This window comes from Streptomyces sp. NPDC001668 (genome assembly GCF_042893155.1).
Taxonomy (GTDB): Bacteria; Actinomycetota; Actinomycetes; order Streptomycetales; family Streptomycetaceae; genus Streptomyces.
The window spans coordinates 34,144-54,469 of sequence record NZ_JBIAUQ010000011.1 but is presented as its reverse complement, the minus strand read 5'-3'; the positions used below and the strand labels follow the sequence as shown (position 1 = coordinate 54,469).

At 71.4% G+C, this 20,326-nt stretch carries 15 protein-coding genes and 2 pseudogenes; 10 read left to right on the top strand and 7 right to left on the bottom strand.

Annotated elements, in window-relative coordinates:
• The first annotated feature begins 64 nt into the window (after positions 1–64).
• The 6 genes and pseudogenes from ACFYZ8_RS29280 to dnaK all read left to right on the top strand — a co-directional run bounded on the left by ACFYZ8_RS29280 (position 65) and on the right by dnaK (position 8,004).
• Positions 65–2,116, top strand: a complete 2,052-nt coding sequence (locus ACFYZ8_RS29280; protein ID WP_388538396.1) for a phage holin family protein — start codon at positions 65–67, stop codon at positions 2,114–2,116.
• A gap of 112 nt (positions 2,117–2,228) precedes the next feature.
• Positions 2,229–3,393: pseudogene (locus ACFYZ8_RS29275) on the top strand (hypothetical protein); the annotation flags it as partial.
• Positions 3,394–3,455: 62 nt separating this feature from the next.
• Positions 3,456–3,884: an OsmC family peroxiredoxin gene (locus ACFYZ8_RS29270; RefSeq protein ID WP_359036048.1), complete on the top strand. Its 429-nt coding sequence runs from the start codon at positions 3,456–3,458 to the stop codon at positions 3,882–3,884.
• A gap of 93 nt (positions 3,885–3,977) precedes the next feature.
• Positions 3,978–5,321, top strand: coding sequence for a hypothetical protein (locus ACFYZ8_RS29265; protein ID WP_388538338.1), 1,344 nt, complete (start codon positions 3,978–3,980; stop codon positions 5,319–5,321).
• 7 nt (positions 5,322–5,328) lie between these two features.
• Positions 5,329–6,087 (top strand): glycerophosphodiester phosphodiesterase family protein, encoded by a 759-nt coding sequence (locus tag ACFYZ8_RS29260; protein ID WP_388538340.1) that lies wholly within the window; start codon positions 5,329–5,331, stop codon positions 6,085–6,087.
• 60 nt (positions 6,088–6,147) lie between these two features.
• A complete protein-coding gene (gene dnaK, locus ACFYZ8_RS29255; RefSeq protein ID WP_388538342.1) occupies positions 6,148–8,004 on the top strand; it encodes a molecular chaperone DnaK in 1,857 nt (618 codons plus the stop codon).
• A 24-nt stretch (positions 8,005–8,028) separates the two neighbouring features.
• Here the strand turns inward: dnaK and narJ are convergent, their stop codons facing one another.
• From narJ to ACFYZ8_RS29235, 4 genes are all read right to left on the bottom strand, one after another.
• A complete protein-coding gene (gene narJ / locus ACFYZ8_RS29250) occupies positions 8,029–8,496 on the bottom strand; it encodes a nitrate reductase molybdenum cofactor assembly chaperone (RefSeq protein ID WP_388538344.1) in 468 nt (155 codons plus the stop codon).
• Positions 8,497–8,670: 174 nt separating this feature from the next.
• Positions 8,671–9,471, bottom strand: a complete 801-nt coding sequence (locus tag ACFYZ8_RS29245) for an SAM-dependent methyltransferase (RefSeq protein ID WP_388538346.1) — start codon at positions 9,469–9,471, stop codon at positions 8,671–8,673.
• A 42-nt stretch (positions 9,472–9,513) separates the two neighbouring features.
• Positions 9,514–10,377 (bottom strand): helix-turn-helix transcriptional regulator, encoded by an 864-nt coding sequence (locus ACFYZ8_RS29240; RefSeq protein ID WP_359036037.1) that lies wholly within the window; start codon positions 10,375–10,377, stop codon positions 9,514–9,516.
• An 89-nt stretch (positions 10,378–10,466) separates the two neighbouring features.
• Positions 10,467–11,300: a helix-turn-helix domain-containing protein gene (locus tag ACFYZ8_RS29235; protein WP_388538348.1), complete on the bottom strand. Its 834-nt coding sequence runs from the start codon at positions 11,298–11,300 to the stop codon at positions 10,467–10,469.
• 291 nt (positions 11,301–11,591) lie between these two features.
• On the opposite strand from ACFYZ8_RS29235, the gene ACFYZ8_RS29230 reads away from it, so the two are divergent.
• From ACFYZ8_RS29230 to ACFYZ8_RS29220, 3 genes are read left to right on the top strand one after another with little or no spacing between them, the layout of a single operon-like run.
• The gene (locus tag ACFYZ8_RS29230) at positions 11,592–11,897 is read left to right on the top strand and encodes a 4a-hydroxytetrahydrobiopterin dehydratase (protein WP_359036033.1); all 306 of its coding nucleotides are present in this window, start codon (positions 11,592–11,594) and stop codon (positions 11,895–11,897) included.
• A gap of 4 nt (positions 11,898–11,901) precedes the next feature.
• Positions 11,902–12,645, top strand: coding sequence for a class I SAM-dependent methyltransferase (locus ACFYZ8_RS29225; protein WP_359036031.1), 744 nt, complete (start codon positions 11,902–11,904; stop codon positions 12,643–12,645).
• A 5-nt stretch (positions 12,646–12,650) separates the two neighbouring features.
• A complete protein-coding gene (locus ACFYZ8_RS29220; protein WP_359036029.1) occupies positions 12,651–12,797 on the top strand; it encodes a hypothetical protein in 147 nt (48 codons plus the stop codon).
• Here the strand turns inward: ACFYZ8_RS29220 and ACFYZ8_RS29215 are convergent.
• Positions 12,777–14,408, bottom strand: a pseudogene (locus ACFYZ8_RS29215) (IS200/IS605 family accessory protein TnpB-related protein). The gene ACFYZ8_RS29220 and the pseudogene ACFYZ8_RS29215 overlap by 21 nt on opposite strands.
• A 325-nt stretch (positions 14,409–14,733) precedes the next feature.
• Between ACFYZ8_RS29215 and ACFYZ8_RS29210 the strand changes: the two are divergent.
• The gene (locus ACFYZ8_RS29210) at positions 14,734–16,617 is read left to right on the top strand and encodes a rhamnogalacturonan lyase (RefSeq protein WP_388538350.1); all 1,884 of its coding nucleotides are present in this window, start codon (positions 14,734–14,736) and stop codon (positions 16,615–16,617) included.
• A 48-nt stretch (positions 16,618–16,665) separates the two neighbouring features.
• Here ACFYZ8_RS29210 and ACFYZ8_RS29205 read toward each other — a convergent pair whose 3' ends face one another.
• Together ACFYZ8_RS29205 and ACFYZ8_RS29200 are read right to left on the bottom strand one after the other, a co-directional pair.
• A complete protein-coding gene (locus tag ACFYZ8_RS29205; RefSeq protein WP_388538352.1) occupies positions 16,666–17,289 on the bottom strand; it encodes a hypothetical protein in 624 nt (207 codons plus the stop codon).
• 157 nt (positions 17,290–17,446) lie between these two features.
• Positions 17,447–20,113: a cellulose binding domain-containing protein gene (locus tag ACFYZ8_RS29200; RefSeq protein ID WP_388538354.1), complete on the bottom strand. Its 2,667-nt coding sequence runs from the start codon at positions 20,111–20,113 to the stop codon at positions 17,447–17,449.
• Positions 20,114–20,326 lie beyond the last annotated feature (213 nt).

Below are 20,326 nucleotides of genomic sequence, written 5' to 3'. Positions count from 1 at the left end.
CCCGCACCGACGACGGGCCGGGACGTGAGGTGTACGGGGCGTGGGTGCGGCGCGTTGGCGGCGGGTGGCCAGTCAGGTCGGGCGGAGCGTCACGGTATGGGTCGTCTCGACCCTGACCATGCTGGTGCTCGCCGGCATCCTGCCGGACTTCCGGCTCCAGTCCCCGACCGGTGACAGCGCGACCCGGATCGCGGTCACGGCCGCGTTCGGCGCCGGCGCCTTCGGTGTGCTGTCGGCCGTCGTGTGGCCGTTGCTCGTCCGGCTGTTCCTGCTCGTGCCGACACTGGTGCTCGGCCTCCTCGTCTTCTTCCTCAACGGGGCGCTGCTGCTGCTCGCCCTGCGCCTCAACCCCGCCGAGCGCGGCGACGCCGCCCCCGAGACCGCGGTCGTGGTCGCCGCCGTCATGTCCGCGGTCGCCTCCGCCACCGGCGGTGCCCTCGCGGTCCGCGACGACGACGCCTACCGGCGCCGCCTGTACCGTCTCGCCGACCGCCGCCGCAGACGCGGCCCCGTCGGCCCCGCCACCCCCGGCACCGTCTTCCTCCAGCTCGACGGCGTCGGCCACGACATCTTGCTGGCCGCGGTCGGCAAGGGCCTGATGCCCACGATCGCCCGCTGGATCGGTCACAGCGAGACCCCCGGCCGCGGCGTCCGCCCCACCCACCGGCTCACCCACTGGCGCACCGACTGGTCCAGCCAGACCGGCGCCAGCCAGCTCGGCATCCTGCACGGCAGCAACCACGACGTCCCCGCCTTCCGCTGGTACGAGAAGGACCGCGGCGAGGTGATGGTCTGCAACCGCCCGACCAGCGCCGTCGAACTCCAGCGCAGGGCCGTGGAACAGGCGGGGCACGGCGGACTCCTCGCCGTCGACGGCGCGAGCCGCGGCAACCTGTTCTCCGGCGGCGCCGAGGAGCAGGCGCTCGTCCTGTCCATCGCCACCCGCCGCCGCAGCCGCGAGAACCGCTCCCGGGCGGGCTACTTCGCCTACTTCTCCGACCCCGCCAACGCCGTGCGCACCGCCCTCTCGTTCGCCGCCGAGGTCGGCCGCGAGATCGGCCAGTCGATCCGCGCCCGGGCCCGCAAGGAGCGCCCACGGGTGGGCCGCGGCGGCCTGTACCCCCTCGTCCGCGCCTTCGCGACCGTCGTCGAGCGGGACGTCGTGGTCGCCGCCGTCATGGGCGACATGCTCGCCGGCCGTACGGCCGTCTACGCCGACCTCGTGGCCTACGACGAGGTCGCCCACCACTCCGGGCCGACGAGCCGCGACGCCGCGAAGGTCCTGGAGCGCCTGGACCGCTCCCTCGCGCTGATCGGGAACGTCGCCGAGCACGCCCCGCGCCCCTACCGGATCGTCGTCCTCTCCGACCACGGCCAGAGCCCGGGCGAGACCTTCCGCACCCGCTACGGGCTCACCCTCGGCGACCTGGTCCGGGCCGGCTGCGGGCTGCCCGTGCCGCGCAAGGCCGAGCGCACCCACAGCGGGGCCGAGGCCCGCGCCGCCGTCCGCGCGGCGCTGCGCCGGCCGGGCAAGGAGGCGCGCGAGCAGTACCGGCCCGCGCGTGACTCCGAACCGATCGTGCTGGCCTCGGGGAATCTCGGACTGGTGTCCTTCCCCGATGTGGACCACCGGATGAGCAAGGAGGAGATCGACGCGCGGCATCCGGCGCTGCTGACCACGCTCGCCAACCATCCCGGGATCGGGTTCCTCCTGGTGCGCAGCGAGGAGCACGGCGGGGTGGTCCTCGGGCCGTTCGGCACGGAGATCCCGCTGGAGCAACTGGACGAGAATCCGGGGCCGTTGGCCGACTTCGGGCCCGGCGCGGTGGAGGCGGTACGGCGTACGCACTCCTTTCCGCACGCCGCCGACATCATGGTCAACTCGTGGTACGACCCCGCGGAGGGGGAGGTGCTGGCGTTCGAGGAGCAGATCGGGTCGCACGGGGGGCTGGGGGGCGCGCAGGGGAAGCCGTTCCTGTTGTCGCCGCTGGCGTTGTCCGCGCCGCCGGAAGGGCTGGTGGGGGCGGAGCGGGTTCACGATGTGCTGCGGGGGTGGCTCGATGAGGCGGGGGGTCCTCAAGTGCCGTTGGAGAAGGCCGAGGAGAAGGCCGCGTAGTTGTTTGTCCGCGGGCCGGTGGGGGCTTGTCGGGCCCACGCGGCGGAGCCGCATATCGATACAGCCCCGCGCCCCTGGTGGGTCCAGGCCCCCTGAGAAATTCGAGCTGCCCCGGCAGCAGCCCTGGCAGCGGGCCCTGAGCTGGTTCGTCTCCTCCTTCCCGCTGCTCGGCGGCATCGCGGCCGGCATCACCCTGGTCGCCGACGCCGAACTCGCCCGCGCCCACGGCATCGCGATCGCCGCCGTCGACACCGAGGCCGCCGAGATCTACGTCGACCCGCTGCGCCGCTTCGACGACGAGGAATGGCGGTTCATCCTCGCCCACGAGATGCTGCGCGCCGCCCTGCGCCACGGCGGCCGCTGCGGCACCCGCGACCCCTACCTCTTCAGCATCGCCTGCGACTACGTCATCAACGGCTGGCTGAACGAGATGCAGGTCGGCACCATGCCCGAGGGCCTGCTCCACGACCCCGAGCTCACCGGCCTGTCCTCCGAGGAGGTCTACGACCGCATCGCGGGCGACCTGCGCCGCATGCGCCGTCTGGCCACCCTCCGCGGCAAGGGCGCCGGCGACATCCTGGGCGGCCCGCTCGGCTCGCCCCGCGACCACGTCGACCTCGACGAGTTCTACCGCCGGGGCCTCGCCCAGGGCCTGGACCTGCACCAGCGGCAGGAGCGCGGGTTCCTGCCCGGCGGCCTGGTCGAGGAGATCCGCGCGCTCAGCCACCCACCGCTGCCCTGGGACGCGCGACTGGCCCGCTGGTTCGACGAGTTCGTGCCCAGCCCGCAGCCCGTCAGGTCCTACGCCCGTCCCTCGCGCCGCCAGTCCTCCACCCCCGGCATCCCGCGCGCCGGCCGCTGCTTCCCGCCCGAGGAGACCGCCCGGTGCACCTTCGGCGTGGTCCTGGACACCTCCGGCTCGATGAGCCGCACCCTGCTCGGCAAGGCCCTCGGCGCGATCGCCTCCTACACCGGGGCCCGGGACGTACCGGCCGCCCGGGTCGTGTTCTGCGACGCCGCCCCGCACGACGCGGGCTATCTCCCCGTGACCGAGATCGCCGAGCGGGTCCGGATGCACGGCCGCGGCGGCACCGTCCTGCAGCCCGGCATCGATCTCCTGCACCGCGCCGACGACTTCCCCGCGAGCGCGCCCGTGCTGGTCATCACCGACGGCTGGTGCGATGTGCTGTGGGTGCCGCGCGAGCACGCCTATCTGATCCCCCCAGGGCGCCGGACTGCCGTTCACCGCACGAGGGCCCGTCTTCCGCGTGAGCTGAGTCGTAGAGTGATCGAATGGATCCCGCACCCCCGTAAGCGGGACCATACGAAAGGACTGATCGTGGCTACCACGCGCTCCGCACACACCGTCTGGGAAGGCAGCCTCCTCGAGGGGAGCGGTGTCGTCAACTTCGACTCCTCCGGTGCCATCGCGGCACAGCCGGTCACGTGGGCCTCGCGCTCCCAGGACGCCAACGGCAAGACCAGCCCCGAGGAGCTGATCGCCGCCGCGCACTCCAGCTGCTTCTCCATGGCGCTCTCGCACGCCCTGAACGGCGCGGGCACCCCGCCCACCAAGCTCACCACCTCGGCCGACGTCACCTTCCAGCCGGGCGAGGGCATCACGGGCATCCACCTCACCGTCGAGGGCACCGTGCCGGGCCTCGACGAGGAGGGCTTCGCCGCCGCCGCGGACGACGCCAAGGCCAACTGCCCCGTCAGCCAGGCCCTGAAGTCCGTCCCGATCACGCTGGACGCGAAGCTCGCCTGAACCCGGGGCACCGGGGCGCGCAGGCCGCTTGTCCGGGGCGGTCTGCGCGCAGCCGGGCTCGTGGAGAAAGTCCGGGGCGGCGGAAGGGACGCGATGATCTCGGGAACAACGTCCAGCGGTACGGCGGAACTCGACTCCGGCACCCGTCAACGCACCCGCGCCCTGGTGCTGTTCAGCCTCAGCGGCAGCCTGGCCCCGCGAGAGCCCTCGCTCGGCAGCCTCGTCGACCGCTTCGACTTCGGCCGCTTCGCCCTGCACCTGAAGTCCAGCGAGGCGGTGCTTCCCGTGCCGGTGCTCGTGGAGGACGTGGCGCCCGGGGTGCTGCGTCTGCCCCACGGCGACCGCGGACTCGCCCTGGCCTCGGCCGAGTTCGCCGTCCTCGCCACTCCGCGCGGCGACATCACTCTGGTCCTGGACTGCGAGTTCGCCGGGCGGACAGCCCCGGGCGCGCTGGCCGCGTGGCTCGCCGACACCTGCTTCGACCGCGACCTGATCACGCTCGGCGGCCGCCCGCTGCTCGACGCGCTGGGACAGCGGCTCGCTCTTGTGGAGCCCCTCGCCTTCGGTCAGAACGTCCACCAACTCGTCTTCCCCGGCGGGGAGTTGCGCGAGGAGCTGCTCGGTGTCGACACGGCCCGGCAGTCGGTCGTGCTGAACGAGATCGTCTACCGCGGCCGGACGGCCACGTCGGAGGCGCCCAACCTGAAAAGCCACGGCACCGCGCTCTCCGCGCACGGCCGCGGTGTGTCCGTGCACGTCGGCTGGGCCGAACAGGTGGAGAACGGCCTTGCCCTGGTCGCCATCGGCATGGTCTCCGCGCTCGCCGTCCTCCAGCGCACCCGGCTGGCCGCGTTCGCGACGATGCGGGCGAACGAGCAGGCCTCGGCGAGCTCGCCGTACGAGATCCGCTCGCTGATCTCACAGCTGTCCGCGGGGGTCAACGAGCTCCAGCTGGACCTGGCCTTCGGGGTGGAGGCGTACGTCGACAGCCTGCTGATCCCGGAGATGGTCATGGAGGCCTTCCAGTCCTCCCTGCGCGACGCGTTCGGCATCCGCGACAGCCTGGACAACTCGGCCCGCATGGTGGAGCGGCTGACCTCGGTGATCAGTGCCCGCTCGGCCGCCCTGGACGCCGAGCTCTCGGAGCGCGACGACCGCCGGGACCGTACGGTGTCCGTGCTGGTCGCGATCGCCACCCTGATCGCCCTGCCGCCGACGCTGCTCCTCGCGTTCTTCGGCGTCAACGCCACCACCGTCAATCCCCACCGCTCCGTCTTCGACGCGCACTACCTCCCGGCGTACCTCCTGGCCTGGGTTCCCTTCCTGGTGCTCGCCGCGATCGGATACGTCCGGATCATCCGCACCGGCAGACGCTCCGGCCCCCTGCTGACCACGCCCGTCCCGGTCCCCGCCCAGCGCCCGCCGTCCGGGAGCTGAGAGCCGTATGCCACGACGTCCCGCCGTCTCCGCCCACCGGGGCGGGTCCGAGCGTGCCGGCGCCGCGACCTGGGAGGCCTACGAGGACGCCATCCGGTCCGGCGCGGAGTACGTCGAGTTCGACATCCGGCGTACCGCCGACGGGGTCTTCGTCGTCCACCACGACCCCCGGGCGGGACGTACCGGTCCCCTTCTGGGAGAGATCACCCACGCCGAGCTCAGCGAGCGGGCCGGGTACGCCGTGCCCGTGGTCGACGAGGTCATGGCCCTGATCTCGGGCAAGCTGGTCGGGCACCTGGACCTCAAGGAGAGCGGCTACGAGCGCGAGCTCATCGACCGGGCGGTCGCCCTGCTCGGCGCGGACGGCTTCGTCGCCACCACCTTGGAGGACCGTTCCGTCGCCGCCATCGCGCGGGCCTTCCCGCGGGTGCGCACGGCCCTGTCGCTGGGGCGGGACGGCAAGGAGATCGCCCGCTCCCGGCTGGCCGGCGTCCGGCTGAGCGAGCTCCTGCCGATGCGCCGGGTGCGCGCCTGCGGCGCGAGCGGGGTGGCCGTGCACCAGCGGCTGGCCCGGGCCAACGTGCTGCGCGAGGCGGTCCGGCACGACCTGTTCACCATGGTCTGGACGGTCAACGACGACACCCTGATGCGGACCTTTCTCGGCCACCCCCGGGTCGACGTCCTGATCACCGACCGGCCGCGGCGGGCCGTGGCGCTGCGGGCGGAGCCGAGCGAAGAGCGTTCCTCGGGGTACCCGTCCCATTGACAAGAAAGCACTCAAGTTTTGTGCTGGAGTCGGGACGCTCCCTGGCGGAAGGGAACAGCGATGGGACGTGCGGTCGGGATCGATCTCGGTACCACGAACTCGGTGGTGGCCGTACTGGAGGGCGGTGAACCCACGGTTGTCGCCAACGCGGAGGGGGCCAGGACCACACCGTCGGTCGTGGCCTTCGCCAAGAACGGCGAGGTCCTGGTGGGCGAGGTCGCCAAGCGGCAGGCCGTGACCAACGTCGAGCGCACCGCGCGCTCCGTGAAACGGCACATGGGTGACGGGAGCTGGCGCTTCCCGGACCAGGGCGACATCGACGGCACCCGCTACCGGGCGCAGGAGCTGTCGGCGCGGGTCCTGCAGAAGCTGAAGCGGGACGCCGAGTCCTACCTCGGCGAGGACGTCACCGACGCCGTGATCACGGTGCCCGCCTACTTCGACGACACCCAGCGGCAGGCCACCAAGGAGGCCGGGGAGATCGCCGGCCTCAAGGTGCTGAGGATCATCAACGAGCCCACCGCGGCGGCGCTGGCGTACGGCCTGGACCGGGGCGAGGAGCAGACGGTCCTGGTCTTCGACCTCGGCGGCGGCACCTTCGACGTGTCCCTGCTGGAGATCGGCGACGGGGTCATCGAGGTCAAGGCGACCAACGGCGACACGCATCTGGGCGGCGACGACTGGGACCACCGGATCGTGGAGCACCTGGTCAAACGCTTCAAGGGGCAGTACGGCGTCGACCTCGGCAACGACAAGATGGCGCTGCAGCGGCTGCGGGAAGGGGCCGAGAAGGCGAAGATCGAGCTGTCGTCGTCCTCCGAGACCACGATCAACCTGCCCTACATCACCGCCTCCGCCGAGGGGCCCCTGCACCTGGACGAGAAGCTGACCCGCGCGCAGTTCCAGGAGCTCACCGCCGATCTGCTCGACCGCTGCAAGACGCCCTTCCACCAGGCGGTCAAGGACGCCAACGTCAAGCTTTCCGCGGTCGACCACGTGATCCTCGTCGGCGGCTCGACACGGATGCCCGCGGTGACCGACCTGGTCAAGGAGCTCACGGGCAAGGACCCGCACAAGGGGGTCAACCCCGACGAGGTCGTGGCGGTCGGCGCGGCGCTCCAGGCGGGTGTCATCCGCGGCGACGTGAAGGACGTCCTGCTGCTCGACGTGACGCCGCTGTCCCTGGGGATCGAGACCAAGGGCGGCATCATGACCAAGCTCATCGAACGCAACACCACGATCCCCACCCGCCGTTCGGAGATCTTCACGACGGCCACCGACAACCAGCCCTCGGTGGGCATCCAGGTCTACCAGGGGGAGCGGGAGATCGCCGCGTACAACAAGAAACTCGGCGTCTTCGACCTCACCGGGCTCCCACCGGCGCCCCGGGGCGTCCCCCAGATCGAGGTCGCGTTCGACATCGACGCCAACGGGATCATGCACGTGTCGGCGAAGGACCTCGCGACCGGGCGCGAACAGAAGATGACCGTGACCGGCGGCTCTGCGCTGCCCAAGGACGACATCGACCGCATGATGCGCGAGGCCGAGCAGTACGCGGAGGAGGACCGCAACCGCCGCGAGGCCGCCGAGACCCGCAACCAGGCCGAGCAACTCGTCTACCAGACCGAGAAGTTCGTGCGCGAGAACGACGACAAGGTACCCGCCGAGACGAAGACGGAGGTCGAGTCGGCGGTCGCGGACCTGAAGCGGCTCCTGGAGGAGGACGCCGACACGAACACCCTTCGGGGCGGCGTCGAGCAACTCGCCTCCGTCAGCCAGAAGATGGGCCAGGCGATGTACGCCCAGGCCCAGCAGCAGCCCTCGCAGGACGAACCCGCCGCACCGTCGCAGGAGGAGGGCGTGGTGGACGCGGAGATCGTGGACGACGAGAAGGACCAGAAGGGCGGGGCCGCCTGACGCCTCGTCAGCCCGGCCTCCCTCTCACAGCGTGGCGCACACGGCGTCCAGGACCGTCGCGTACGGCGTGCCGAGGTCGGTGAGCCGGGAGCGCAGGTGCTCCAGACCGTCGCGGTGCCCGGTGAGCAGGCCGAGGTCCCCGGTACGGGCCGCGAGCTCCAACACGGCAGGGAGGAAGTCGGGCGGCTCCTCGCCGGTGAGCTCCAGACCGGCGGCCCGGTAGACCTCCTGGAAGCGGACCAGGGACATCCCGCGCTGCCGGGTGTCCCCGTCCTGCCACCGGCTCAGATGCAGACTGTGCCGGTTCGTGACGTCGAAGACCCGCAGGTAGTGCGCCGCCAGCTGCTGCGCGGGCGTCACCGCCGCGTGGTCGACGAATTCCCGCAGCTGCGGGGCCGCCTCCCGCAGCAGCGGCAGCCGGGCCCGGAAGTCTTCGTCGGGATACGTCAGGCAGAGCGCCGCCGCCTGGTACAGCACTGCGTCCGAGGGCATCACACCTCCTGCGCGTCGTGAGTGGTCTGCCGCCGCCCAGCACGGGGAAGGGCCGCGCCGGCCTCCTCCGCGCTGTTCGGGTGCCGGTCATGTGCGCTCCCTCCGCCGACCCGCGGCTCGGTTCGAACCTAGGGCGGGGCCGGGGAGCGCACCCGTTCACGGCACCCGTACGGGTCAGACCTTGCGCGCGACCCCCGAGTACACCGGCACGATGCCCTCCGCCTGCGCCGCCACGTCCTCCGGGCCCGGACGCCAGCCCGACACCGGGATCACCCCGGGGCCGAGCAGCTCCAGGCCCTCGAAGAAGCGGGAGAACTCGGCGAGCGAACGCGGATGGAAGGGGGTGCCGCTGCGGCGGAACTGCTCCGCGGCCTTCTCGATGGCCTCGGGGCTCAGATCGGGCGTGACCTGCGAGAGGATCACGAAGCTGCCGGGGGCGAGCTCGTCGACGTACCGCTTGAGCAGGCCGTACGCCTCGTCGCTGAGGTAGTGGGTGAGCGCCACCAGGGACAGCGCGATCGGCTGCGCGAAGTCCAGGGTCTCGGCGGCCTGCCGCAGGATGGTGTCCGGGTCGCGGACGTCGGCGTGGACGTAGTTCGTGGCGCCCTCGGGCGTGCTGCGCAGGAGGGCCTGCGCGTGCCTGAGGACGATCGGGTCGTTGTCCGCGTACACGACCTTCGACTCCGGGGCGACCCCCTGCGCCACCTGGTGCAGGTTGGGCTCGGTGGGGATGCCGGTGCCGATGTCGAGGAACTGGCGGATGCCGGCCTCCGCCGCCGTCCGCACCGCGCGGTGCATGAAGCGCCGGTTGGCACGCGCCCCGCGCACCACCGTGCCGTCCACGGCGAGGATCCGGCGTGCCAGTTCCTCGTCCACCGGGTAGTTGTCCTTGCCGCCCAGCCACCAGTCGTACACCCGGGCCGGGTGCGGCCGGCTGGTGTCGACGGCGGGGGCCGCGGCGTCGGATCCGGTCATGCGGAGTCTTCTCCCTTGTCGCGTCGGATGGCGTGAGGCCGCTCAGAAGTCCTCACGGCGCTCCCGCAGCAGTTTCTTCGTGCGCTCGGCCGACGCGGCCCGCGCCGACATGTGGTCCAGGACCTCCAGGTGCGTGGCGACCTCCTGGCGGGAGTCGAGGTACAGCGCACCGGTCAGGTACTCGGTGAAGACCAGGTCGGGCAGCTCCGGCTCGGTGAAACGGAACAGCGAGAAGGGCGCGTACGTCCCCGGGTGCGGGCCCTGCGCGAACTCGCACACCTGGAGCGTGATCCGGTCGCGCTCGGCGAACTCCAGCAGCTTGTCCAGCTGTTCGCGCATCACCTCGGGGCGGATGCTGACCGGGCGGCGCAGCACCGTCTCGTCCATGATCGCCCACAGGTGGGGCGGGTTCGGGCGCTCGAGAAGCTTCTGCCGGGCCATGCGCAGCGACACGTGCCGCTCCAGCGACTCGGAACCCGCCTGGCCGATCGTGCCGGCCTCCATGACGGCACGCGCGTAGTCCTCGGTCTGCAGCAGACCGGGCACGAAGTGCGGCTCGTAGGAGCGGATGATCCCGGCCGCGCCCTCCAGGCTCACGTACAGGCTGAACCACTCGGGCAGCACATCGTGGAACCGCTGCCACCAGCCCGGCTTGTTCGCCTCCTCGGCCAGCTGCACGAAGGCCTCGGCGTGGTCGTCGGGGACTCCGTACGTCTCCAGGAGCACCTGGACATACGGGATCTTCAGGGCGACCTCGGCCATCTCCATCCGCCGTACGGTCGCGGGGGCCACCCGCAGTACCTGTGCGGCCTCCTCGCGCTTGAGGCCGGCCGCCTCCCGCAGTTCCTGAAGCCGTCTGCCGAGCACCACCTGGCCCACGGTCGGCGCAGGTCGCCGCTCACTCACGCCACGCCTCCCCTACGCGTCGAAGCTTGCGTGCAGTGTGCCATGTTCCCGCGCCGGCCTCACCGGTCGCGACCGGTTCCCTCCTCCCGTCAGGGCAGCAGTGAGTGAAGGTACTTGACCGTCGCCGGGTCGGCCGGGAGGAACGTCTCGATGGCCAGCTCGGCGACGGTCACGTCCATGGGGGTGTTGAAGGTGGACGTGGACGAGACGAATGACAGGGTCCGCCCCTCGTGCTCGATCCGCATCGGCAGTGCGAAGTAGGGCACGGGCCCGGCCGGCCGGCCGTCGTCGGACGCGTCGGACTCTTCCGGGCCCGGCACCGGATAGGCCGCGACCTCCTCGTACAGCTCCCGCAGCCGCTCCGACCGGCGCAGGGCGATCTGCCGCCGCATCTGTTCCAGCAGATGACCGCGCCACTCCCGCAGATTGCGGATGCGCGGGGCAAGGCCCTCGGGGTGCAGGGTGAGCCGCATCGTGTTGAGCGGGGGCCGGAGCAGGGACTCCGGGATGCCGTCGAGGAGCATCATGATCCCCCGGTTCGCGGCCACGACGTGGTACGAGGCGTCGAACACCAGGGCGGGGTAGGGCTCGTAGCCCTGGATCAGCCGCTCGATCCCCTCACGTACGGCGTCCAGCGCGGGATCGTCCAGCGGGGTCTCCGGGAAGCGCGGGGCGTAACCGGCCGCGAGCAGCAGTGCGTTGCGCTCGCGCACCGGCACCTCCAGATGCTCGGCGAGCCGCAGCACCATCTCCTCGCTCGGGCGGGAGCGACCCGTCTCGACGAAGCTGATGTGCCGGGCACTGGAGTCCGCCCGCAGCGCCAACTCCAGCTGACTGACCCGCCGTTGCTCCCGCCAGGCACGCAGGAGCGGGCCGACGCCCTGGCTGGGCGGGGTGGCAGGGGCGGAGTGGACAGTGGTCATGCGTACGACCGTAGCCGAGGAGCGGCGCGTGAACGGGCCGTGGACGACGCAGAGCGCGGCCGTGTACCGCGCCAGGGTGCGGGGCTGTCGGCTGGAGGGAGGCGCGCCGGGTGACGCCCTCGGTTCCCCGGTCGAGCTCTTCTCCCCGGACCGCCCCGACCATGCCGCCCATGCCGAGGGCAGCCCCCGCGGCATTTCGCCTGTGACCCGGAGGGAGCCCTCCGACCAGGGCCACAGCGGCTGTCCTGTGGCAGCCTGGACAAGAATGCGACCCCAGGAAGGAGCCAGGTCATGCCCGTCGAACCCCTGTCGCAGAAGGAGATCGAGGACCGGCTCGCGGAACTGCCGGGCTGGTCCGTCGACGACGGCCGCCTCACCCGCTCGTACCGCCTCGGCACCCACTTCGCCGCGACCGCGATGGTCGTGCACATCGCCCAGGTCCAGGAGGAGCTCGACCACCACTCCGACCTCACCCTCGGCTACAACACGGTCGCGCTGTCCGTGCACACGCACAGCGCGGGCGGCGCCCTCACCGAGAAGGACTTCGAGCTCGCACGGCGGGTGGAGGCGCTCGCCGCCGGTCACGGGGCCCAGTGAGCCCGTGCTCGACTACGACAAGGAGGCCGACGCCTACGACGCCACCCGCGGCGGTGAGCCCAGGGCCGCCGCGGCCGCCGACGCCGTACTCGGTCTGATCCCCGCGGACGCCAGGCGCCTCCTCGACGTGGCGTGCGGCACCGGCATCGTCACCCGCAGGCTCGCCGCCGCCCGGCCCGCGACCCGGGTGACGGGCGCCGACCTGACGTACGGCATGGCCCGCGTGGCCGCCGTACGGCTGCCCGGCGCGGTGGTACTCGCGGACAGCCGCGCGCTGCCGTTCCCCGACGGCGTGTTCGACGCCGTCACCAGCGTGTGGCTGCTGCACCTCCTCGACCGGCCCGAGGACGTCCGGGCCGTGGTCGCCGAGTGCGCCAGGGTCCTGCGACCGGGCGGGGTGTACGTCACGACCGTCGACAAGGCGGCCGCCCACGACGTGGGCAGCGACATCGACGCCGTGCTCGTCCCGCGCCCGCGCCGCCCCGCTCCGGACGCGGCACCGCTCGTCGAGTCGTACGCCGCCGCCCACCTCCTGCATCCGGCCGGGCAGGCCCGCTTCCCGGGCCGGGGGCAGGGCCGCAGTCCCCGGCGCACGGCCGCCGACCTGCGGCGCGGCTGGTTCACCCTGCTGCCGCCCGGAGCCCCGCTCACGGAACGCTTCGCCGCCCGTCTGGAGGCCCTGCCCGACCAGGAACTCCCGCGCCCGGACCCGGTGTTCAGCGTCCGTGCGTTCCGGAAGGCCGGCTGAAGTCCATGGTCCGGTTGGTCACCCGGCTCGCCCCGCCTTGGACCCTCGCCAGGGTCCCCATCGAGTCCGTCGAGCACGCCCATGGCGAGTTCCTGCGCCTGGGCACCGGGATCGAGGTGCTGGAACCGTTCCTAGAGACTGAGCGGGAGTGAGTCCTGTTGCCAGGATTCATGCTCAGCCGAACGTCCCGAACGGTGTTGGGCGTTCTGGTCGCCCGCGTTCGCTCCGCGGTCCGGCGGCACGCATTTGGTGCGTGGTCCGGGAACGGGAGGGCGGGGTCCCTCACGCCCAGGGGCACGCCGCTCGGCCTGGACGGTCCGATGCCCCGCACGATCACTCCGGTCGTGAGGGGGCGGTGCCGTCCGTCGCCGGATCGGGTGTCCCTGGGCGCGCCGTCCGATCGCCACGGCGGCAGCCTCGTGGCGGGTCGTCTTGCGTGTGGTGCCGGTGAGGGGCTTTTGCCAGTGCTGTGCGCCCCACCGGCTGGTGTATGCGGGGTCCACGGCGATGATCGTGATGCCGGTCTGGTCGGCCATCGAGGTCAGCCGGGCGCGGAGCCTGCCGGTGGGCATGCCGGAGATCAGCTGCCGGAAGCGGCGCTTGCGGCCGTGTTTCTCGCGCGTTTTGTCCGCGGTGAAGTCCAGGTCTTCGACCGCGATGGCCTTCACGCCGCAGGTTTGGGCCCAGTGCAGCAGCCGGGTGAGGGCGTGGCGGACCTGGGCGTCACGGTGCTCGGCGGTGCCGGTGAGATCGAAAGCGAATCGGCGGGGGCTGCCGGTCGGGTTGCCGTGGGCATCGAGGCGCCACGCGGCGAGGTGATCGGCGTTCATGTCGACGCCGATCACACCGTCCGCGAGCGCGGCCTGCAGTGGTACCGCCGGGGAGACCGGGATCTGCCAGGCGGCGGTCACATACCAGCGGCCGCGTTCCACATCGAGGTGGATGCGGTAGGCGACCGCCCGGTTGGCCGCCACCCGGTCCGCCCACTCCTGCCTGCGGTGCGGGAAACCGACCCGCGCAGCGAGCACGTACCGGCCGTGCGGGGCATTCGCCAACTCCCGCAGCGGGGCCGGGAGCTTGATGCTGACCTCACCCTCCGGGCTGATACGGATCGTCTCGTTGCCGTACCGCTTGCCGGACTCGCCATCCGCCTGCACAAACCAGCGCTCCGCCTCCCAGAGCCGACGCCACTGGTCCTCGGTCAGCCGCGCGTCAGACAGGTGATGGCGGATGCGGGCCAGCCGTTTCCCGCCCCGCACGACGTGCACGATCCCGGCCTCCCAGTCGGCCCGCGCACGCTCCAGCCGGTCCTCCAGGACTCGCAGACGGCGGGACTTGGCATGCCACTCCCGCCTGCTGCGGTAACCGCCCGGCGTGTTCTTCGAGCCCTTGACGCCGAGTGGCAGCGACAGCCGGTGCGCGATCGTACGGATCCCCGCCTCCAGAGACTGGAGGTGCGCGAGCTGGCCACGCCGGGCCAGCGCCCACTGATCGTGCGTGGCCTTGGTGAGCGACCCCGCCCACCGGGACGACGACACCGCCGTCAGATCCCGCTTACGCGCCGCCCACTTCTCCGCGGAATGCTCCAGCCCCTGCACGCACCGCACCTTCAGATCCCGGGAGGCGAGGGACCCGAGGTGCGCACCGACCAGCGCGAGGACCTTCTCATCGGCGGGCGTCAGCTCCTTGAGCCGGGTACGGACCGCCACCCCCGAGGGACCGGGAACGACGAACGACGCCACAACCTCCCGCAACCCGCCCACCCCGCACCCCCATACGGCCCCTCGACAACCCGCTCATCACACCCAACGAGCCCCACCCGCAAAGGTCACACATTCGATGGGCGAACCCTGATTCCCCTCCCGGGGCAACGCCCCAGACCTCCGCCGACACCCTCCGTGCTCACCCACACACGCCAGAACACACTCGTACTCAGTCAAACCTCAGCAGTTCCCAACCCCCCGAGCTGCGCGCCCGGATGGCGCGAACCGCCGCCGAACTGGCCGAAAGATACGGCAACCCGGCTTCCCCGTGCGGCGACTGAGGGGGCAGAACCCGTCCGCCCCCCACTGCTACGGAGGTTCACCCGTGCAGCACCCGCACCCGCACCCGCATCCGCACCGCAGACGCCGAGTCCTCCTCGCGGCGACGACCGCCGCCGCGGCCCTCCTGGCCGCCGGTCTGACCGCCCTGTCGCCCGGCACGGCCGAAGCCGCCACCGCCCGCCAGGTCGAGAAGCTCGACCGGGGTGTCGTCAGCGTGCACACCAGCAGCGGCAACCTGGTCAGCTGGCGCTGGCTCGGCACCGATCCGAACGACGTGTCCTTCAACGTCTACCGCGCCGGCACGAAGGTCAACCCGACCCCGGTCACCGGCTCCACGAACTACTTCCACTCCGGCGCGCCCGCCGAGGCCGACTACACGGTCCGCGCGATCGTCGGCGGCGTCGAGCAGGCCGACTCGGTCCACGCGGTCCAACTCCGCAGCGGCTACAAGGACGTGCCGATCAGCCCGCCGGCCGGCGGCACCACCCCCGACGGTGTCGCCTACACCTACGAGGCCAACGACGCCTCCGTGGCCGACCTCGACGGCGACGGGGCCCTGGACTTCGTCCTCAAGTGGCAGCCGACCAACGCCAAGGACAACTCCCAGTCCGGCTACACCGGCAACACGATCCTCGACGGCGTCAAGCTCGACGGCACCCGCCTCTGGCGCATCGACCTGGGCCGCAACATCCGCTCCGGCGCGCACTACACGCAGTTCCAGGCGTACGACTACGACGGCGACGGCAAGGCCGAGGTCGCCATGAAGACGGCGGACGGCACGGTCGACGGGACGGGCGCGGTGATCGGCAGCGCGTCGGCCGACCACCGCAACTCCAGCGGATACGTGCTGGCCGGTCCCGAGTACCTGACCATGTTCAACGGCCAGACGGGCAAGGCGATGCAGAGCGTCGACTACGTCCCGGCACGCGGCACGGTGTCGTCGTGGGGCGACTCGTACGGCAACCGCGTGGACCGCTTCCTCGCGGGAACGGCGTACCTGGACGGCGCCAGGCCGTCGCTGATCATGGCGCGCGGCTACTACACCCGTACGGTGATCGCGGCCTGGGACTGGCGGGGCGGCGCCTTCACCCGCCGCTGGACCTTCGACACCAGCTCCTCGACCAACAGCGGCAAGGGCTACGACGGTCAGGGCTCGCACAGTCTGTCCGTCGGGGACGTCGACAACGACGGCAAGGACGAGATCGTCTACGGGGCGATGGCGGTCGACGACAACGGCAATGGGCTGTGGACCACCAAGACCGGCCACGGCGACGCCCAGCACCTCGGCGACCTCGACCCCTCCCACGCGGGTCTCGAGTACTTCAAGGTCTCGGAGTCCACCTCCCAGCCGGCGGAGCTGTACATCAACCCGGCCAACGGCACGGTGAACTGGAAACTGGCCGCGTGCTGCGACAACGGCCGCGGAGTCGCCGGGGACATCTGGGCGGGCAACGACGGTGCCGAGGTCTGGTCGGCCTCCGACACCTCGATCCGCGACGAGGCCGGTGCCACGAAGGGCCGCGAGCCGTCCTCCGTCAACTTCTTGTCCTGGTGGGACGGTGACACCGTCCGCGAACTCCTCGACGGCACCCACATCGACAAGTACGGCACCTCGTCGGACACCCGCCTGCTGACCGGGGAGTCGGTCCACTCCAACAACAGCACCAAGGCGACCCCGTCGCTGTCCGGCGACATCCTCGGCGACTGGCGCGAGGAGGTCGTCTGGCCGACGTCGGACAACAAGGCGCTGCGCGTCTACTCCACGCCGTACGAGACGACGACGAAGATCACGACCCTGCTCCACGACACGATGTACCGCACGGGCCTGGCCTGGCAGAACACCGCGTACAACCAGCCTCCGCACCCGAGTTTCTTCATCGGCAACGGGATGGCGACGGCACCTCGGCCGACGGTGTACACGCCGTGAAGTCCGGTGGGTGCGTGCGCCGTTGGGGGCACGCACCCACCCGGCCGCCTAGCTGAAGCCGCCGCTGAAATCGCTGTTGAGCTGCGCCGAGCAGATGTTGTAGCCGCCCTGGGCCCGGCCCTTCTTCGTCTCACCGTCGATGGTGACCGAGCACTGGACGTCACCGCCGCCCATGAGCTGGGCGCTCACCTGGTAATAGAGGGCGTCCCCGTCGACGGTCAGGGTCTTCTCCATCGGCAGTCCCTTGCCCTGGAGATTGGTGCCGTCGCTGCCGTAGGTGATGTCGACCCCCGCGGGCGCGGAGCCCCACACCTTGAACACCGCCTTGCCGCTGGGGGCGTTGTCGGCCGTGTCTGCCTCTGCCTTTGCCGCTGCCTTCGCCGTGGCCGTCCTGGTGACGGTCACCGTCGGCGCGGGCTTCGCCGCGGCGTCGACCCGCGCGGTGGCGGTGACCGTCACGGTGGGGGCGGGCTCGGCGGCGGCCTTCTTCCCGCCGCCACCACCACCGTCGCCGGCGGCTCCGATGCCCACGCCGAGGAGCAGGATGCCCGCGGCCACGGGGATGAGCACCCGCTTGCGCGCCCATCCGGGCCGCGGCGCCGGCGGCATGGGCGGCGGCCCGAAACCGGGCGGCGGCGAGAGCGGCGGCGGTGGCGGCTGGGTGTACGACATGGTCCCCCCTGAGGTCTTTCGTGGGTGATGAGCGTAACGGGAGGTGTGAAGAAAGAGTGAGAGTCGCGCGAGCAGGGTGATTCAGTTGTGACCTGGACATTCGTCGTGCAGGGGAGAGGGCGCGTACCCGGTGCGGTACGCGCCCTCCGTGGTCCGCTCAGGCGGTCGTGCAGTTCTGGTCGCCCATCCTGAAAGCCGACGGCTTCCCGTTGGTCCCCGACCAGCTGCCCGTGAAGCCGAAGCTCACGGACGAGCCGGAGGCCACGTTGGCGTTCCAGCCGACGTTCTTCGCCGTGACCGTCGAGCCCGACTGGGTCGAGTCGGCGTTCCAGGACTGGGAGATCGTCTGGCCGTTGGGGAAGGTCCAGCCAAGTGACCATCCCGTCCAGGCACTTGAACCCGTGTTGCTGAGCTGGACGTCCGCCTGGAAGCCGCCCGCCCACTGGCTGGTGATCTTGTACGTCACCGCGCAGGCGCCCGTCGGCGCCGGGTCGGGCGGGTCCGTGGGATCGGTGCCGCCTCCGCCGCTCGGGTCGGAGCTGTCGCCGTAGATCACCCCCCGGCCGTTCGTCGAGACGTACACCCGGCCGTACACCCGCGGGTCGCCCGTGATGGCCGCGCCGGTCCAACCCCACTGGTGGGCGTCGTCGTTGACGCGGGTCCAGCTGGTGCCCTTGTCCGTGGAGCGGAAGATGCCCCGGACGCCACCGATCTTCGCGCTGGTGAACAGGGTTTGGTACGACGCCCCCGCGGCCGCCTTCCCGAAGCCGATCGCGTCGGCCTGGTCGACGTTCGACAGCTTGGTCCAGCTCGTGCCGCCGTTCGTCGAGTGCCACAGCCCGTACGCCCCGTCGGTGGACCCGCCCGCGAGCCAGACGTCACCCTTGGCCCCGGGCACCGCCTTGAAGCGCACACTGTCCCCGGCCGGGAGCCCGGTCGCCGAGGACGCCGTGAACGTCGCCCCACCGTCCGTACTCACGTAGAACTTCCCCGACTTGAAGCCGTAGAAGGTCCGAGGGTCGACCCGGTCCGACTCGACGATCGCGCCCGCCGGGATCCCGCTCGACGCCGTCCAGGACGAACCGAAGCCCGTCGTGTACTGCACACCCGTGCCGTCCGGGCTCCACACGAACCGGTTGCCGTCCGAGGCGGCGGCCACCGTCCCGCCGGCGCTCACGCCCGAAGGGTCCGTCCCCGCGAACCAGTTGGCGCCGTTGTCGGTCGAGAACGCGATGTGCGGGCCCGAGTCCAGGTTGCCGACGCGCACGACCGTGTTCGGGTTCGTCTCGGCGAAGTCCAGACTCGTGGTCGTGGTGAAGTTCGGTGAAGTGAACATCATCGACGGGACCTTGGTCAGGTCCGTGTGCCGGAAGCCGCCGATGTCGCCGAGGGCACTGAGCAGCGGGGCGCCCGAGGGCGGCGACGCGAGGTCGAGGACCGCCGTCTCCTCCAGGCCCTGCACCATCGGCTTGATGGTGAACTGGCTGCCGGAGTCCCAGTTCGTGAGGTTCTCCGTGCCGTAGAGCGTGGCGCCCGTCCCGTACATCATGCGGTTGGAGTTGAAGGGGTCGATCTCCAACGACTCGGTCATCCACCCGAGTTTGGGGGCCTGCTCCGGCGGCGACGGATTCGCGCCCCACGTCAGCCACGGCGACGACGACACGTCCATGGTGTAGCGGTTCGCGCGGTTGGGGTACGACGAGTAGTCCCACGCCTTCGTCCAGGTCGCCCCGCTGTCCGTGGAGCGGAAGATCTGGGTGTCCGGCCACCAGGAGCTGTAGGCGGTCGCCATGACCGTGCCCGGCTTCTGCCGGTCCACCGTCAGCCCGCTGAAGCCGTAGTAGGTGTCCGCCTCCGCGACCGGGCTGATGTTCGTCCAGGTGCCGGTCGCCGTCGCGTACCGCCACACCTGCCCCTTGCCCCCGTCGTACGGCCCGCCCTTGTCGCTGTAGGAGAGATACAGGTATCCGTTCACCGAATCCAGGACACCCTTGTGGGCCAGGTAGCCCGTCGGCTGCCCGGCGAGCCGGCTCCAGGTCGCACCGCCGTCCGTCGACCGGTACACCGAGTTCTGCAGGTCGGCCACCCCGACGTAGATCGTCCCGGTCGCGCTGCCGGACGTGCCCGTCCTCTCGTCGAAGGTGACCCACACGATGCCCTGGTTGTCGCTGGCGTACCCGCTGGTGTCGCCCGGATCCTGCTGGTAGTTGCCGACGTTGGGGAAGTTCGCCACCTGCGACCAGCTCACGCCCGAGTCCGTGGACCGCCACAGCCCCTTGCCGCTCGGCGCCCCGAGGTACAGCACGCTGTTCTTGTTCGGGTCGACCGCCAGCCGCTCGCCCATGCCCCGCCCCGGCATGTTGCCGCCGAGCTTGAAGGGCAGCACGGTCTTCTGCCAGCTCGCACCCCGGTCCGAGGAGCGCATGACCGCGCCGTTCTTCGGGTCCCAGCCGTTGGTGTACGTCCCGACCGCCGCGTACACCTTGTTCGGGTCCACGGAGTCGGAGGCCAGGCTGACCACGCCGGTGTGCCCCCAGTCGTCCCAGCCGACCGAGTCGAGCAGCGGGGTCCAGGTCTTCGAGGACTCCTGCCAGCGGTAGGCCCCGCCGATGTCCGTGCGGGCGTAGGCGAGGTTCTTCTCCTTGCGGTTGAAGACGATGCCGGGGACGAAACCGCCGCCGTCGATCCGGGCGTTCTTCCAGGTGTACGTGTCGGCGGCGAGCGGGACCTTCGCGGCGCTGTCGGCCGCCAGTGCGGGCGGGGTGCCGGCGAGCAGCCCGGCCGCGAGCGCGAGCACGGCCGTGAGGATGCGGGTTCTTCGCACGGGAGGGTCCTGCCTTTCAAGTCGGGGGTCTGATCTGGTCATTCGTGAGATCGGAGGGCCCAGGGGTTCTGGGTACGGCTGTCACGGGAGAGACCGCTCGACGGCTCGAAGGACTTGGCCGCCCGGAGCCCCGCGTCGACTCGACCGCCAATGGGGAGACGCGACTTGACCGCTGCTGCAGGACAAGGTCGGCGAGGTCGTCTGCGGGATGGA